Source organism: Alistipes ihumii AP11 (assembly GCF_025144665.1).
Classification (GTDB): Bacteria; Bacteroidota; Bacteroidia; order Bacteroidales; family Rikenellaceae; genus Alistipes_A; species Alistipes_A ihumii.
Map to the genome: position 1 here is coordinate 2,266,220 of NZ_CP102294.1, position 16,388 is coordinate 2,282,607.

General features: G+C 57.8%; 10 protein-coding genes. 7 read left to right on the forward strand and 3 right to left on the reverse strand.

From position 1 onward, the window contains the following. Positions 1-163 precede the first annotated feature (163 nt). Genes NQ491_RS09185 through NQ491_RS09195 form a run of 3 tightly spaced genes read right to left on the reverse strand, consistent with a single transcriptional unit; the run spans position 164 to position 5,883 of the window. Positions 164-1,555 (reverse strand): efflux transporter outer membrane subunit, encoded by a 1,392-nt coding sequence (locus NQ491_RS09185; protein ID WP_019245873.1) that lies wholly within the window; start codon positions 1,553-1,555, stop codon positions 164-166. Next, on the reverse strand, positions 1,552-4,644 hold the full coding sequence (locus tag NQ491_RS09190; RefSeq protein WP_019245872.1) for an efflux RND transporter permease subunit: 3,093 nt from the start codon (positions 4,642-4,644) through the stop codon (positions 1,552-1,554). The genes NQ491_RS09185 and NQ491_RS09190 overlap by 4 nt, the downstream gene beginning before the upstream one ends. Before the next feature lie 3 nt (positions 4,645-4,647). Then, positions 4,648-5,883, reverse strand: a complete 1,236-nt coding sequence (locus NQ491_RS09195; RefSeq protein WP_019245871.1) for an efflux RND transporter periplasmic adaptor subunit — start codon at positions 5,881-5,883, stop codon at positions 4,648-4,650. A gap of 1,096 nt (positions 5,884-6,979) precedes the next feature. On the opposite strand from NQ491_RS09195, the gene NQ491_RS09200 reads away from it, so the two are divergent. From NQ491_RS09200 to NQ491_RS09230, 7 genes are all read left to right on the forward strand, one after another. Continuing rightward, a complete protein-coding gene (locus tag NQ491_RS09200; protein ID WP_147524812.1) occupies positions 6,980-8,053 on the forward strand; it encodes a fimbrial protein in 1,074 nt (357 codons plus the stop codon). Positions 8,054-8,149: 96 nt separating this feature from the next. Beyond that, positions 8,150-9,091: a FimB/Mfa2 family fimbrial subunit gene (locus NQ491_RS09205; protein ID WP_019245869.1), complete on the forward strand. Its 942-nt coding sequence runs from the start codon at positions 8,150-8,152 to the stop codon at positions 9,089-9,091. A gap of 133 nt (positions 9,092-9,224) precedes the next feature. After that, positions 9,225-11,378 (forward strand): hypothetical protein, encoded by a 2,154-nt coding sequence (locus tag NQ491_RS09210; RefSeq protein ID WP_019245868.1) that lies wholly within the window; start codon positions 9,225-9,227, stop codon positions 11,376-11,378. Between the two features lie 59 nt (positions 11,379-11,437). After that, entirely contained in the window at positions 11,438-12,043 is a 606-nt protein-coding gene (locus NQ491_RS09215) for a DUF3575 domain-containing protein (protein WP_019245867.1), read from the forward strand. A 567-nt stretch (positions 12,044-12,610) separates the two neighbouring features. Beyond that, the gene (locus tag NQ491_RS09220) at positions 12,611-13,180 is read left to right on the forward strand and encodes a K(+)-transporting ATPase subunit C (protein WP_026089643.1); all 570 of its coding nucleotides are present in this window, start codon (positions 12,611-12,613) and stop codon (positions 13,178-13,180) included. Positions 13,181-13,494: 314 nt separating this feature from the next. Beyond that, positions 13,495-14,622, forward strand: coding sequence for a sensor protein KdpD (locus tag NQ491_RS09225; protein ID WP_019245864.1), 1,128 nt, complete (start codon positions 13,495-13,497; stop codon positions 14,620-14,622). A 1-nt stretch (position 14,623) separates the two neighbouring features. Beyond that, entirely contained in the window at positions 14,624-16,345 is a 1,722-nt protein-coding gene (locus NQ491_RS09230; RefSeq protein ID WP_019245863.1) for a sensor histidine kinase, read from the forward strand. Positions 16,346-16,388: the final 43 nt, after the last annotated feature.

A 16,388-nucleotide genomic window follows, 5' to 3' on the forward strand; every position in this document is an offset into this window, starting at 1 on the left:
AATATCCGGGGCGTGCGAAACCGTATGATCGGACCGGACGGGAATACGCTCGTTCCGTTTGGTTATATGTTTTTTCACTGTCTTTTCGGGGCGCGAATGTACGGCCCGGACGCCGTCGGGGGGGGCCGACGGACAGAAAGGAACGCTTCTGTCCCGTGACGGATCATTCCGCTCCGGTCTGCCAACCGCCGCCCAACGCTTTGTAGAGCCCTACCAGAGCAAGGTGCTCGTCTCGCACGGCGTTGCTCAGTCCGATCTGGGCGTCGAAATAGCGCCGTTGGGCATCCAGTACGTCGATATAGTTGATACTGCCGGCACGGTATTGCAGGTGGGCCAGCCGAACATACTCGCGGGCTGCGTCGCACAAAGCGCCTTTCAGGGCGGCCGCTTCGCGGACATGTCGGTAGGTGGCAACCGCGTCGGCCGCCTCGCGGAAGACCTCGAGCACTTTCTGTTCGTACTCCAGACGCGCCTCGTCGTAAGCTGCCATGGCGGCGCGGTATTTCGCCTGCTTGCGGCCGAATCCGAAAACGGGGGCGGCGAGATTGCCCGCCACATACGAGAAAGGCGAACGGAGAAAGTTCTCCAAAGCATCATTCTCCCATCCTCCCGTCAACGAAATGGTAAGCAGGGGGAAACGGTCGGCATAGGCTATGCCGACAGCGGCCATGGCTGCCCGTAGCCGCTGCTCCGACTCCTGTACGTCCGGCCTTCGCTGCAACAGCGCCGAGGGAAGCCCGGCCGGCAGACTGTCGGGCATAAGGGCCTGCGTATTCATCCGGCTGCGCACGATCTCCCAGCCCGGATATTCGCCCATAAGCAGCGAAATGCCGTTCTCGGCGAGTTTGATGCGATTCTCCAGTTCGGGAATGAGCGCTGCGGTCGTAGCGTATTCCACCTGTGCCTGCTGGTAGACCATTTCGGAAGTCAGCCCTCCCTCGAAGCGCAACCGGGCCTGTTCCACGCCTTCGCTGCGTGTGGCCAATGTACGTCGCACGACGGCCAGTTCGTTATCCATGGCGATCAGCTGGAAATAGGCCGTGGCTACTTCGGCCACCAAGGACATGCGCATCGCTCGTTGGGCTCCGACCGAAGCCAGATATTCCGCATTCCCCTGCCGCCGCGCCCAGCGCAATTTTCCCCACAGGTCGAGTTCCCACTCCGCCGTCAGTTTGGCGCCCAGCTCCGGGTCGCGGACAGGCGATTCGCCCGAGTAGTCGTTCGTTTCGTACTTTGCGTAGACCGGAGCGCTGAACACGGGCAGTTGTTCGGCTTTGCTCACCCTGTAAAGTTGCCGCATTCGCTCCACGTTGGCCGCCGCTCCGAGCAGGTCCTTATTGTGAGAAAGCGTCCGCTCGATGATCCTGCACAATAGCGTATCGCCGTAAAACTGCCACCATTTCGTATCGGCGACCGAGAGCGTATCCGGTCCGACATCCGCCATCCGTTCCGGAAGATTCAGCTCCGGGGCTTTGCACTGGCGCACGGCGGAACACGAGGACAGCCATGCGACGGCACCGAGAAGGCAGAAAAATGCAAGCGGGTTCCGTTTCATCGTTTCAGTTTTGCTTTGATCCGGTAAATCCATACGAAGAAGAAGGGGACGAAGACGATGCCGACGGTAATGGCGACCAGCATGCCGAAGAAAACGCCCGTCCCGATGCCCTGCCGGCTGGCCGATCCCGGACCGGAAGCGAAAACCAGCGGCAGCAGCCCGAGGATGAAAGCCAGCGAGGTCATGACAATCGGGCGGAAACGCAGATGCGCTGCCGTCAAGGCGGCCGTCACCGTATCTTGTCCCTTTTCGACCGCTTCCTTGGCGAATTCCACGATCAGAATCGCGTTTTTGGCTACCAGCCCCACGAGCATTACCAGACCGATTTGAAAATAGACGTTATTCTCGAGGCCGCACAGCCAGATGCCCATGTAAGCCCCGATACCGGCTACCGGCAGCGAAAGCAGGACGGCTACCGGAATCCACCAGCTCTCGTACTGTGCGGCAAGGAACAGAAAAACGAACAGGAAAGCCAGCGCCAGCACGAAACCGGTTTTCCCGCCTTCGTGTTTCTCCTGATAGGAGAGACCGCTCCATTCCACCCCGACCGACGGAGGAAGGTGTTCGTGGACGACTTCCTCCAATGCCTTCATGGCCTGACCCGAACTGTACCCGTGGGCCGCCTCGCCCGTGACGGTGGCCGAGTTGAACATGTTGAAGCGTTTGATCGTGCCGGGTCCGGTGGTGTAATCGGTCGTTCCGAGCGATGTGACAGGAATCATCGTTCCGTTCGAGCCGCGTACGAAGAAAAGGTTCAGGTTGTCCCGATAGGCGCGGTAGGGCGCCTCGGCCTGAATATAAACCCGGTAAATGCGGTTGAACATATTGAAGTCGTTGACATAAATGGAACCGGTGAACGCTTTCATCGTAGAAAAAACGTCGGAAAGAGTGACGCCCTGCATCTGCGCCTTGTCGCGGTCCACGTCGAAATACAGTTGCGGAATGTCTCCCTGCATGGACGATGCCAGTCCGGTAAGCTCCGGGCGTTGCCCGGCATAGTGCATCAGCGTATCGACCGCGCGCTGCAGCTCTTCGTAGGTCATGCTGCCGCGGGCTTCGAGCACCATTTCGAAACCGCCCGAAGAACCCAAACCGGGGATGACCGCGGGAGTCGAGAGGTAGACTTTGCTCTCGGGATATCTCGACAGTTCGGTCCGCACGCGGTTCATCACCTCGTCGATTCTCTCCGACTGCCGTTCGTTCCATGGCTTGAGAATGACCGTCAGCAGGCTGCGGGCCTGATTGGTCCCTACGCGGGCGCTGGAACCCGTGACGTTCAGCACGTACTGTACGTCCGGTTCCGCCGTCAGGAAAGCCATGGCCCGGTCCGTCACTTCCCGGGTGCGTTCGATGGTTGCCCCTTCGGGCAATTCCAGTTCCACGGTGAAGTAACCCTGATCTTCCTGCGGCATGAAACTGCTGGGCACGAGTCGGTTCATCATCCAGATGCCGACCATGATGATTCCGAAAGCGGTAAACATACGCCGCGAGTGTTTCAGCGACGCGCGGATCATACGACCGTAGAAGCGGTTGCCTGTGGCCAGTCCGAAATTAATCCGCCGGAAGAAACGGTTTTTGCGGCCGGAGCCCGGTTTCAGGAAAAGCGAACACATGACAGGGCTGAGCGTCAACGCCACGATCGTGGAGATCACTACCGATACGGCGATCGTGATCGTGAATTGGCGGTAGAGCTGTCCCGTGATCCCGGACAGGAAGCTTACCGGCACGAAAACGGCGCAGAGTACCAGCGACATGGCGATGAGCGCCCCTCCCAGATTCTTCATCGCTTTTTTTGTCGCTTCGCGCGCGGGAAGGTGCTCTTCGTGCATGATGCGGTCCACGTTCTCCACCACCACGATGGCGTCGTCCACCACGATGCCGATGGCCAGAATCAATCCCAGCAGCGTCAGCATATTCAGCGAGAACCCGAAAAGCATCATCACGCCGAAGGTGCCGATCAGAGAGATCGGCACGGCCACAACGGGAATGATCGTTGCGCGCCAGCTTTGCAGAGAGAGGTAAACGACCAGAATCACCAGCAACAGGGCCTCGAACAACGTGCGGTAAACGTGATGGATCGACTCCGAAATATACGTGGTCATGTCGAACGGGATGTTGTAGGAGATGCCCTCGGGAAAACTCAGGCTGATCTCTTCCATCGTCTCCCGGACCGATTCGGCGACCTGCATGGCGTTCGCTCCCGGCAGCATGTTGATGTTCAGTACGGCGGCGTTCCCGCCGTTTATGCCGCTCTCGGTATTGTAGGACGAGGCTTCGAGCGAGATACGCGCTACGTCGCGCAACCGGATGATCGAGCCGTCCGGATTCGCCCGGATTACGATCTCCTCGAACTGACTGACCGACGAAAGACGGCCTTGAGCGGTGATGGGGATCGTGATGTCCACGCCTTCCATCGGCGCCTGTCCCAGCACGCCGGCGGCTGACTCCCTGTTCTGGTCTTTTAGGGCCGCTTGCAGATCGCTGACGGTGAGCCCGAGGTTGGCCAGTTTATCGGGCTGCACCCATATCTGCATGGCGTAATAGCGGCTGCCGACGTTCGATACGCTGCCCACGCCCGGAATCCGGCGCAACATGTCCAATACGTTCAGTGTGGCGTAATTGCTCAGGTAAATCTCGTCGAATTTCGGGTCGGACGAGAGCAGGGTAATGGTCATCAGCTTGCTGGATGCCTGCTTTTCCACCGAAATGCCGTTCTGCACCACTTCGGCTGGCAGACGCGATTCGGCCTGTTTCAGTCTGTTCTGGATATCGACGGCCGCCAAGTCCGGATCGGTGGATATATCGAAAGTGACCGTGGCGGAGAAACTGCCCGAGTTGGAGCTGGAAGACTCCATATAGATCATGCCGGGCGTACCGTTGAGTTCCTGCTCGATGGGAGTGGCCACGGCCTGAGTGACGGTCTGTGCGTTCGCTCCCGGATAGGAGGCCGAGACCTTCACTACCGGCGGCACGATTTGCGGATACTGATCTACGGGCAACAGTACGAGGCCCACGATCCCGACGATGACGATAACGGTGGACAGAACCGTGGAGAACACGGGACGATCGATAAAGAAATCCAGTTTCATAGGCTATTCTTCCTTTTCGGTTTCTTTCCGGACGGCTTCCCTTGCGGGTTGTACCTTCATCCCATGCGAGAGTTTGTGATATCCTTCCGTGACGATGTCCTCGCCCTGAACCAGTCCCCGCTCGATTACGATGCTGTTGCCCAATTCGGGCCCTGTTTCCACGAAACGCTTCTCCACGATGCTGTCCGGGCGCACGACGAAAAGATAGGCGCCGCCCTTCTCGATCACGAGCGCCTTGGACGGTACTACGACGGCGTTCTCGCGGACGTCGAGCAACAGCTTGACTTTGGTGAACTGTCCGGGCAGCAGGACGTGTTCCGGATTGGGCATTTCGGCCCGGACGGAAAAAGTGCCCGTCCTCGGGTCGACCTGGGGGTCCGCGAAATCGACGAGGCCGCGGAACGGGTATTGCGAATCGTCGGCCAGCGTAACGGTGATATAAGGGTCCCATTTGCGGGTGGAGTCCTTGTGACCGAGGTTGACGTTGCGCGCCTTGCTGCGCAGGTAGTCAAGCGCCGTCATACTGAAATCCACGCGGACCGTGTCGCTTTTGACGACGGTGGCCAGCAGTGACTGTCCTCCCGGACCGACCAATGTGCCGATATCCGCGCTGCGTTCGGATATATAGCCCGAAATGGGCGATCGTACGGTCGTGTAGCCCAGCGTCATCTCGGCTTGCGTGAGATCGGCTTCGCTGACTTTGACGTCCGCCGCAGCGCTTTCGTAAGCGGCGATCGCATTGTCGAGATCGAGCTGGCTGGCGGCATTTTGCTCGTAAAGAGGCCGGATGCGGTTCAGGTCGCGCTCGGCTTTCAATGCCTGCGCACGGGCTTTGTTCAACTGAGCCCGCGCCCGGTTCGCCCGGGCGCGATAAAGTTTCGGATCGATGACAAAGAGGGTCTGTCCTTTGTTGACATGGGTTCCTTCGGCGAAAAGCATCTGCTCGAGATAGCCTTCCACACGGGCGTGGACTTCGACGAACTGCTGTGCCCGGATCCGTCCCACATATTCCCCGTATATGTTCACGTTGTCCGTAGTCACCGGTTCGACCGCGACGATCGGGTAGACGGGTTGCTGCGTCTGCGGACGTAACAACCAAATAAGCAGGGCCGCAACGGCAGCCAGTGCGGCAACCGCAACGATCCACTGCCGGCGGGTGAGCTGAATTCGGACGCGCGACAACCTGCGGACGGTCTCTTTCAGCTTTTGTGGCTCGGGAGAAAATTTAACTTTCTGCATACGCGATGTTTTCTATCGTCCGGGGGAGTAGGAATCCGAAAGACTGAACAATACCCCCCTGAACATATGACCATATTTTTCCGATGCCTGCGATAAGGAAATGCCGCGCGGAACGGATAAGCGGGCGAACGGGCGCGTGTCCTGAAAAACCGTCCGGGATTCCGGGACGCGGCGTCCAATGCCGGGAGAACGTACTGCGACGACCGAAGGAACATTCGCAATTCGCAACACGACCCTATTACCCGTGAATTCCGATACTCGCTGCATACGTTGACGTCGCAAAAATAGATGTGTATAATAACTTCTGCAAACGGAGAAATATTGCTTCCCCCGTCAGAAAACGGATTTTTTTATGCGTATTGTTCTGTAAGGAAGGTCGTTTCTGGGTGCGACAAGATAATCGGGAAAAGTTACGACGAGATACGCGTATGAGGACTGATGCGGCAAGGGGCGTTTATGCGAGGCGGGGAAACCTGCCTGTTCTGGGGGGTAAAATCTGGTTGATATTGTATTGTTTGCGGCGTTCTTTCGTGCAGATGACCGTGTGCCGCTACGGAGCGTATTGCCGTCGATGGAAAGTCGTGCGGTCGTCGATTAAGTCCGGCGGTTTACCCGGATATCCGGAGTCGACGTACAGCGGACCGGGGCTTCGGGGACTGCACCTCCGCGACGGAAGATCTGCGAACGGCCGGCGTACATTCTTTATCCGAAAATGGGAACCGTACAGGTTATTACGGGAACGGGAATTGTACGTCGCAGCGGAGAAAGTCGAAAATACTTTTATGAGAGGAACATGCCAAGGGAACTTGTTCTTTTGACCATGTTTCGACAGTCCTGAAAAAGCGGAAGGACCTTCCGCCGGCTTGCTGCAGTACAAAACGGCATCACGGGTTTGCAAGATTCTTTGAAAATGGAACGAGGTTTCGGATGCGGCTTCCCGTATGAACCGATCAATGTGTTTGTTGCAAACCCGATTGTATGTCTCTATGTATCGGCCTGCGGATACCCGGGTTGAAAAATGTCCGATGTGTCACGCTTTTTGCATGTCTCCAATCGTCTGAGGACATGACTATATCTTTTTAATACAATAATTATTATGGAAACAAGTATCTGCATCGGGAAAAGAGGCTTATTGTCGGTATTCGTATGCCTTTTCGCCTCCGCGTTTTTATCGGTCTCCTGCGCTGAAAACGACACGGAAAACTCCCCTTCCGGGGAGACCGCGTCCCTGACCGTTACGCTGAACCGGCAGGCGGCCGGCTCCAAGGCTGTCGTTCCGTCGGACGGCGCGGGAGCCGAAGACCTGGAAAAAGCCGAAAACACGGTCAAGAACGTGACGGTATTCGTATTCAATGCCAACGGTACGCTGGATAAGAAACAAACCTTCGCTTCGTCGAGCTTCTCCGAGACGATCACCGGGCTGATCGCCGGAACGAAGAAAGTCGTGGTGGTGGCGAACGTTCCCTCCGGCGTCGCTTTCCCGGACGGAATCAATTACAGTTGGTTCGCCGATGCTCGGAATGCGATGGATCTGGAGACCCAGTCTCCGCAAACGAACGGACTTTTCATGAGCGGGGAAGGGACGGTGACGCTCTCGGCCAATTCTACCGCCGCGACAACCGTATCCGTCAGTCGTGTCGCCGCTAAGGTCAAACTGGGAACGATCACCGTATCTCCGGAAGCCGGGCACGATCCGGACAAATTCGTGCTGAGCCGGGCGGTCGTCATGAAAGCACGCGGTTCGGCCACGATGGGGCTTCCGTCGGTCAACACTCCGGAACTGTTTTACGGCGGCATGGCCGGAGACAAAAGCGCCGAAAAGAGCTATCTGTCGGAGACCATATCGGCAGACGATCATTCGAACCGTTATTTCTACGTGTTCCCGAACGACAATACCGGAGGCAATGCCACCCTCATTACGCTTGTGGGAACTTACGACGGACAACCCGCCTATTTCCCGTTCCGCATCAACGACAAGCCTGGGAGCGACGGTGCTACCAGCGACGGGACCTTCATTCAGCGCAACCACGTCTATACGGTCAATGTGACGCTCAAACGGCTCGGAGGCGGCAGCGCTGATCCGGAAGTGCCGGCCGATCCGGCGTCTCTTACGGTCACCGTCGAGCCGCAGGAGTGGGCGACGGAACTTGTCCAGAACGTAGAGTGGTAGTCGGGGAAAGGATTGTTCGGTCCGGAGCCTGTCCCCGAGAGTATCGGCAGCTATGTTCTGCGGGGTAGGCTCAGAACCGTCTAAACAATACGGATCGTGAATACGGCTCGATATCTGTTCTGCGGAGGATGGCTGTGCCTCTCCCTGTGCTGTCTGTACTGTTTGTCCGGCTGCATTCGGGAGGATCGAGGCGACTGTCCTCCGGAAACGGAAGACAGGTTCGTCGTACTGAAGATTATGGACGAAACCACGGGGCGGGATATCACGGAGACCGGGGAGGCGGGCAGCGCCGTGTTGTATCTGTTCTCTCCGGAGAGGTATTTCGTCGGCCGAGCTTTTGTGACCGGGGAGCAGATTGTGCACCGTGTGCCGGTCCTGTTGCCCGTCGAGGCGCTCGGTCGCTGTCATGTCTCGGCATGGACCAATGCGGGGGCGGGCCAGTTGTTCCATTCGCCCGCCCAAGGGAGCGGGATCGAAGAGCGGGCCGTTTCGCTGATCGAGGGAGAGGATGCTTTTCACGGTACGCCGGACGATCTGTTTTTCGGACATGCCCGGCTTGCCCCGGTAGGAGCGGCCGGGCCCGAGGTGATTACTCTGGCCCGTAAGAATGCCAGAATGCGCATTACCGTGCGAGGACTGGACCGGCGTATTCTTGAGGACCGCTATTACCTCACCGTGGAGATACCTAACGACGGCTACGACTTTGTCGGAAACCCGACCGCGGGTACGGCCCGGGTTCGCAGGACCGGCGCGTTCCGTGATAACGGGGACTTCTCGACCGACGAAGCGTTCAATCTGATCCATACCGATCCGGCCGTCTCTCCGGCAGGCGGCGTGACGGTGAATCTGTATGAGAAAGCGCTCGGTCGGTCGGCCGACCGCCTGATCGCTTCGGTGACCGACGACGACGGCCGTCCGATCTCGCTGCCGGCGGGCCGGACCGTCAATCTGTTAATCGATCTGAATGAAGGCGAGGGCTTGTCCGTCTATACGGAAATCACCCCATGGGATGAAATATACCAATGGGATATTTGGTAACGATAAACGGGAAACAATGAGCAAGTATGGAAATAACGATAGGGATGATCCCGTCCCGGAGGAACGAAGCTCTCGCTTTCGGCCGCCGCTAATTGCATGGCTGTCTGTCTTGTTTTTCGCGGCTTGTACGAAGATGTCTCCGGAAGACGGCGTTGCAAGGCACGACGGGACGCTGGTACGCCTGACGGTCAGCCTGCCGCAACCGGCGCTTCCGACAAGAAGCGCGGGAGCCGGAGATTTGTCCGGGGATGCGGAAAACCGGATCGAGGACGTGATGATACTCGTGCTCGAGCAGGAAAACGGCAAGTACGTGTATCGCTATATGACAGAGGGAGAGAGGCTCGAATCGACCGGAAACAGCGCTCAGTTTCAGGCCAAGCTCCTCAGTACGACCAAGCCGGTCAAACTGATGCTGGCCGGCAATTACGGCGATGCGTTCGCCGCTTATGCGCCTTCGCCGGGCCGCTCGGAGGCCGAGGTCAAGGCCGGAATAGGATGCTCGTTTACGGGAGCCGCTCGGAGTCTGCCCATGTACGGCGAGATCGCCGTTCCGTCCGGACTGGAGGCCGACCGGGAAAATCGTTTCAGCGTCAAGATGCTGCGGGCCGTAGCCCGGATCGATGTGGAGAAAGACCTGACGGCGGATTCGCGGTCTCTGCGGATCGAAAGCGTCCGTTTGTACCGTCCGAACGACAAAATCCAGCTTGCGCCCGACGAGTCCTTCGCTCCGGAGTCGCCCCGGGTCACCGCGCCGTCGGTATTCGCGGGCGCGGTGAAATCCCAGTCCCCGGTCGTAACGGAGACGAGCGAGCCGGACCCCGTGTCGGTCGCCGGAATCTATGTCCCCGAGGCCGACGAGGTGGCCGATGCGGCGGCACGACTGACGGATGCGACCTGCATCGTCGTAGGGGGATATTACGACGGACAGTCCCAGCCTACTTATTACCGGGTGGATTTCGATCCGGGCCTCGAGGGCCATCCGTTCGGCCAGATACTGAGGAATCACAGGTACGTTTTCCGGATCAGAAAGGTAACCGGTCCGGGGTGGAGCGATCCCGGTCTGGCTGCCGTGAACAAGGCGACGAGCATCGTTGCGGAGATCGAGCCGTGGGAGGACTTTACGACCGAGATGCATTTCGAAGGAGACAACTATATCGGCTTGTCATCCCGTAGCGTGACGCTCGGCTATCCGGCGGGAAAAGCCGACACGGTGGACGTTCAGGCAACGTTGCCCTATACGATCCAGTGGCTGGATGCCTCCGGCAGCCTTGTCGGCACGGCCGTGTCGGGCGTCGGCGCCTCGCTGCCGGGAGACAACGGCTTTACGGTCTCGATCGGACGGAACTCCGGCGACGCGGAGACGGTCACGCGATTGGTCTTCACTACGACAGCAGATAACCGCACGCAAAGCGACGTGACGGCCAGGCTGCGGGTGACAGCCGGACGTTGGACGCTGGATGTCTCGGTAAGGCAGGAGAGTCCGGAGAAATACCGCAAGCGCTTTATCCGAGTGCTGTCGGTGACGGAAGTGGGCTCGCTCGGAACGAACAACCCCGCGGCGGCAAGCGGGCAGCCGCTGCGAAAGATATTGGACAATGCGAAAAACTTTTCGCCTTCCGGCACGGTAATCGTCGGGGGATTCTCTTTCTCGGAGGCTTCCCGCACGGAGATGCAGGCCACGAGCGCGGGCTCCGGTTCCGATATATACCGGAATGTGAAAAACACGATCAATACTCAGGATGTCATTTACCTGACCTACAATACCTCGATTTCGGACGATTTGGCCCAGGTCGTGCTCGCATGGCTCCAAGGCAGTCCGAACCGGGTGCTGATCGTGGGGACCGACACCGAAACGACCAATGCAAACTTGCGCAAGTACCTGACTAAGGACGGAACATGGAAATATTACTATCAGAGTCCCGCCGTCGGAGGAAAGTTCAAGCGCGCGGCGCAGACGGACGGCAACAGGCGCTTTTTCGCTTCGCCCTTCGGGACGGTGGCCGAAAACGCGCCGATCGCGAAAGCCGACGACTACGCGGCCTATTGCTCGGACTATCCGTCGGATGTGACTCCTCTGGTGGTCAGCGATGCGGCCGGCTACGAAAAGGCGATGGTCGTCGGAGTCAACCGGCGAGCCCGCATCGTGTATCATGGCGACGCCAACTTGAACCAGAACGGCCGGTTGAGCTCGCAAGCCAATACGGACGGAACGGTTACGACGGATTTCGACCGGCTGACGGCCAATCTGTGGGCATGGATCGTGGAGCAGGTGTGCGGCCAAGAATGACCGCCTGCCGCGGTTCTGCCCGTTCGTATGGAAGCCGGGAACGATAAAAGCTCTGAATAATGAATGTGTTCATATCCAATCGGGTAGTCCTCGCCCTGTTGTGCTTGGGAGCGATATGGGGCGGTTCGGCCGCCGCGCAAGAGCGGCCGATCGGACCGAGGAGACCCCTTCCTCTGCTGGAGGTCAAGACGAATGCGCTGTACTGGGCGACATCGTCGCTCAACGCCGGTTTTGAAACGGGTTTGACTCCGGATATTTCGCTTGTGATCGACGCAGGATATAATCCGTGGACGTTCGGCGACAATCGGAAATTCAAGTTCTGGCTGCTACAGCCCGAAGTCCGGCATTGGTTCGGCTGTCGTTCCGAGGGGCACTTTCTGGGCGTGCATTTCCTGTATGCCGGCTTCAATGTCGGAGGCGTGAAGTTTCTGGGCATGGCCGACCGGCGATACGAGGGAAGCCTGTACGGGGCGGGCGTGGCATACGGATACCGGTGGCCTGTCGGAAAGCGTTGGAGCGTCGAGGCTACGGCGGCTTTGGGCTATCTGCGGTCGGACTACGAACGCTATGTATGGAAGCGGTGCGGCCGGTATCTCGGCCGGGGACACAAAAACTACTTCGGACCGACGAAAATAGGCGTGTCGTTCTGTTTCGCAATCGAATGACCGGGACGAAAACCGGCGTGAAATCTCCGGTTCGCGTCCGATCATATCGGCATGAACCGCGACGATGGTGTGGCGGCTGCCGCATGGATTTTCCGACTCCGGCGGCCGCGCTTCGGAGTACGACGGTCTGCCGGTTCCTGACCGCGGGTGATTCCGAATCCGTGACCGTTCCGCCGCCCGGTTCCGGAGAATAGCGGTGTCGCCTATCATTTTAAAAGTGCCGCCTTATCGTTTTGAAATGGTTCGGGTTTTTCTTGCATAGGTCGAGGGCAATGTAATGCGTTGATTGACATTTTCCTGAAGTCCAATGCGCTATTGTGGCACGTTCTTGGCATTTCCAGACGCCGCTGCTGTGGCATAAAAGCCGTAAAACCGTACATGACGGTTTGGTATCCCAGCTCGCTTGCCGTAAATAATGTATGAAAAGCGCATAAGAATCGAAAAATGCCGCCGGCCCGTCAGGATGTTCGGTCTATTTTCCTTGCGCCGCTTCTCTTCCCTGCGACGCCGGTCCGGACGGGGCGACATCCGGGGCGATCTGCAAATTCTTTCAAATAATATTCGGTCATGAAAAACTTATGGATATCGGTTAGGATTACGTTGGCGATGTGCGTCGTGCTGACGGTGTGTTACGTTCTGCTTCTTCGCCTGACTTCGGCCGTTGTCTCCCCGAACGACGGGGAGGCCGCCCTCGTGGAGCTCGACGGGAAAGTGGTAGGAGCTGCCAACGTAGGTCAGGCTTTTACCGACAGCGTCTATTTCTGGGGCCGCCCCTCAGCCGTGGAGTACAACGGGGGCGGCTCGGGCGGAAGCAACAAGGGCACGAACAATCCGGAGTACCTTTCGGAGGTGGAAAGCCGTATCGAATCGTTCATGTCGGCTCATCCGTATCTCGGGAAGGCCGAAGTTCCCTCTGAGCTGGTTACGGCGAGCGGTTCGGGTCTCGATCCCGACATTTCGGTACGAGGGGCCGAGGTTCAGATTCGTCGGGTGGCGGCTTCGCGGGGCATGTCGGAGGAGGACGTGCGTAAGATCGTCGAAGCGAGCGTTGAGCGTCCTTGGCTGGGTCTTTTCGGGACGTACAAGGTGAACGTTCTGAAGCTCAATGTCGCCCTCGATAAGGCGCAGGGACGGTGAGGCGGAGCATGTGGGAATTTGCTTTACACACAATCGAATCGTTTTAATACCTGCTAAAAGTACCGTTTATGCCGAAACTGGACGGACCGGCGCGACTGCTGCTGACATTCCTGACGCTTCTCGCGATATTGGTGGTGCTCGTTACGCTATGTCGAGAGCTGGCGCCGGCGTGATGTGCTCCGTTGTACGATCGAGGACGGGGAAAGGAATTTTGGATAAAAAGAATTTTTATTGTTTTCGGAAAATATTTAATCTTGTCCTGAAATCGTTCGTTTTATGAACGGGACTTCGATGCAGTGGCAAGCAAAGAGACGATGGATGAAACCAGACAGAGTTCGCAACACTTTCTGGAGCTGATCAAAAGGTCGCACCGGGGAAAATTCAAAATCTACATCGGCATGAGCGCCGGTGTGGGAAAGACCTACCGCATGCTGCAGGAGGCCCATCAGCTGCTCGATGCCGGGGTGGACATACAGGTCGGCTATATCGAGACGCACGGCCGTGCGGAGACCGAGGCCCTCGTCGCGGGTCTGCCGCTGATTCCCCGACGCAAGCTCTTCTATAAGGGAAAAGAGCTCGACGAGATGGACATGCAGGCCATCCTGAACCTGCATCCCGAGATCGTGGTGGTCGACGAACTGGCCCACACCAATATCGAAGGGAGCAGCAATCCCAAGCGCTGGCAGGACGTGATGCAGATTCTCGACGCGGGAATCAGTGTGATCACGGCGATCAACATCCAGCATATCGAGAGCGTGACCGAGCATGTTCAGGAAATTACGGGCGTCGAAGTGCACGAGCGGGTGCCGGACAGCGTGCTGGCGATGGCCGACGAGGTCGTCAACATCGACCTCACGGCCGACGATCTGATCGCCCGACTGAAGGCGGGCAAGATCTACAAGCCGGACAAGATCGCGGCGGCGCTCGGCAACTTTTTTACGCAGGAAAACTTGTTGCAGCTGCGCGAGCTGGCGCTGAAAGAGGTCGCGCTGAGGGTAGAGAAGAAGGTCGAGACCAGCGTTTCGGCCGGAGACAAGCTCCTGCGGCACGACAGGCTGCTGGCCGTGATCGACTCGTCCGAAAAGGCGGCCCGGCGCGTCATTCGCAAGACGGCCCGCATGGCGACCCATCTCAATGCCGGTTTCATCGTCCTTTACATTCAGAGCGACAAGGAGAGCGACGACCGTATCCCGCTGGCCAACCAACGCTATCTGATCAACAATTTCAATCTGGCGACGGAATTGGGCGGCGAAGTTGTGCAGGTGCACTCCAACCGTTATGTCGAGACGGTGGTGAACGTGTGTATCGAGCGAAAGATCAGTGCCGTATATATCGGAAAGCCTCGCTTCTCCCTATACGCCCTGTTCATGACGGCGCTCCGGCTGCGCCGCTTGCTCAATCGTCTGGCGAGAATGAATATAGATCTAACCATGTTATCGTAATATGAAACTTCGCAGCAAACTCAGTCTGGGCATAGGCATCCTGTTCACCCTGATCCTCATACAAGGCATACAGTCGATCCGGTACGTGCGCCATCTGTCGGTCTCCTCGAAAGAGATTCTGTCGGATAACTACAACTCCGTACATTATGTGAGCGAGATGCTCCGCTCCCTGGACCGCTTCTCTCAGGATTCGGCCTCCCGCCGGACGCTGATCGAGGCCTTGACTCTGCAGCAGCAGAACATTACGGAGATCAACGAGCGCCAGGTTACCTCCGCCCTCGAAGAGAAGGTCGGCCGGCTCAACGATTCCATTTCCGGAGAAGAAGTTCAGCAAATACGCGATGACCTGTACCGCATCATGGAGCTGAATATGGGCTCCATTCTGGCCAAAAGCCGGGGGATGGAGAGCAGCGCGGACGAGGCGGTGCGCTGGATATCGGTCATAGCGATACTTTGTGTCCTGCTGGCGGCTCTGTTCCTGCTTTATTTCCCCTCCATCGTGCTCCGCCCCATCGACAAGCTGAAGCAGGGAATCGTCCAGATCGCCAACCATAATTACGACCAGCGGCTCGACTTCGGCAATAACCGCGAGCTGCGGGGTGTCGCCGAATCGTTCAACAATATGGCGCAAAAGCTCTCCCAGTACCGGCGCAGCTCGCTCGACCGGCTGATGACCGAAAAGATGCGTATCGAGGCGATCGTCAACAGCCTTCACGAGCCGATCATCGGGTTGGATTCCGAACGGAACATCCTTTTTATGAACGACGAGGCGTTCTCTATATTGAATCTCAAACGGGGAAACGTAATCGGGCGCAACGCCGCCGAGATCGCGATAAACAACGACCTGTTGCGTCGTCTGATCAGGGAACTGTACTCGAACAGGGAATCCGACGGGCCGCACGAGCCGCTGAAAATCTATGCGGACAATAAGGAGAGCTATTTCCAGATGGACAATATTCCGCTTTACACCAATGCCGTCGGGGAGCAAGAGCGGAATTTCATCGGGAATCTGATCATTCTGAACAACGTGACGAAATACAAGGAGCTGGATTCGGCCAAAACCAATTTCATTTCCACCGTATCGCACGAGATGAAGACCCCGATCTCGTCGATTCTGATGAGCCTCCAGTTGCTGGGCGACGCCCGGCTGGGCTCGCTCAATGACGAGCAGAAGCAGCTCGTAGGCAGCATCAAGGAAAGCAGCGACCGTCTGCTCGACATTACGGGCGAGCTGCTGAACCTGACTCAGGTGGAGTCGGGCAAGCTCCAGCTCCATCCGAAGATCGTCAAGCCGATCGAGCTGATCGACTATGCGGTCAAGGCCACCCATGTGCTGGCCGAACGTTTCCACTGCTATGTGGAAGTGGAGTATCCGGAAAAAATATCGAAACTGTTCGTCGACAACGAGAAGATCGCGTGGGTCGTTACCAATCTGCTATCCAACGCGATCCACCACTCGCCCGAAAATGCCCGTATCATCGTGGGCGCCAAGCAGCATGACAACTGGGTCGATATCTACGTTCAGGATTTCGGTCGCGGCATAGACCCGCGTTATCATAAGAGCATTTTCGACCGCTATTTCCGCGTGCCGGGGACGAAGACGCAGGGAAGCGGCCTCGGACTGGCCATCTCCAAGGAGTTCGTCGATGCGCACAACGGCAGGATATTCGTCGAGAGCGAGGTCGGCAAGGGCAGCCGCTTCACGATCTCGTTGCGGGTCTGACAACGGCCGGCCCGAGCGAAGAAAGACGGGGATGCGTCCGAAA